We start from the raw sequence: 677 nt of genomic DNA, 5'->3' as shown, positions 1-677 counted from the left end.
ACAGTGGATTTTTTGTTGACGGCTCGTCGGGATAAGTCGTCGGCCTTGCGTTTCTTCAAAAAGGCGATGCGTCAGCAGGGCCAACCTGAGGTCGTCACAATGGATAAAAGCAGCGCCAATAAAGCGGCGATAGACGAGTTAAATCAGGGGAAATCCAAAGAGGAAGCCATCGTTATCTGGCAAAACAAATACCTCAATAACCTCATTGAGCAGGATCACCGCAACATCAAACGGCGAATCTCTCCCCTGCTGGGCTTCAAAAATTTCAGGCGGGCTCAGACTCTTCTAGCGGGCATTGAGTTAGTCAGCATGTTGCGTAAAGGACAATATGTTCAAGAGCCGGAATGCCCGATGTCACCCGCGGCCTTTTTCTATCAACTGACCGCATAAAAAAACAACCAACACACTTTCACTCGGACATTTCTTGTTAATGCGACAGAGCCTAAAAAACAACCACTCGCGGGATCTCTGATTAACTCGCCGTTAATGCGACAGAACCAATAGTTATTACATTGGCTAAAAACTCAACAATCACCGACTTTAGTTGGTGGCGGTTGAGTTTCATGGAGTAAATATCAGTTTTTAACTGGCTAATTCAACTCTAGACGATATCGTCATGAGATTTTCAGCCAAAGAACAAGGCAACGGATTTGCACTGCGGCAAGAAAAGACGCGCT

The 677-nt window shown here is 45.9% G+C and carries 1 protein-coding gene; it reads left to right on the top strand.

Going from position 1 to position 677, the window contains the following annotated elements; genetic code table 11:
- A partial coding sequence (locus NXS07_RS20605) for a DDE-type integrase/transposase/recombinase (protein WP_258087585.1) occupies positions 1-390 on the top strand: 390 nt, incomplete at its 5' end.
- Positions 391-677: the final 287 nt, after the last annotated feature.

Source organism: Xenorhabdus bovienii (genome assembly GCF_024721015.1).
GTDB classification, from domain to species: Bacteria; Pseudomonadota; Gammaproteobacteria; order Enterobacterales; family Enterobacteriaceae; genus Xenorhabdus; species Xenorhabdus bovienii.
Note: the sequence above shows the minus strand (reverse complement) of the source record. Positions and strands in the feature narration are given on the sequence as shown.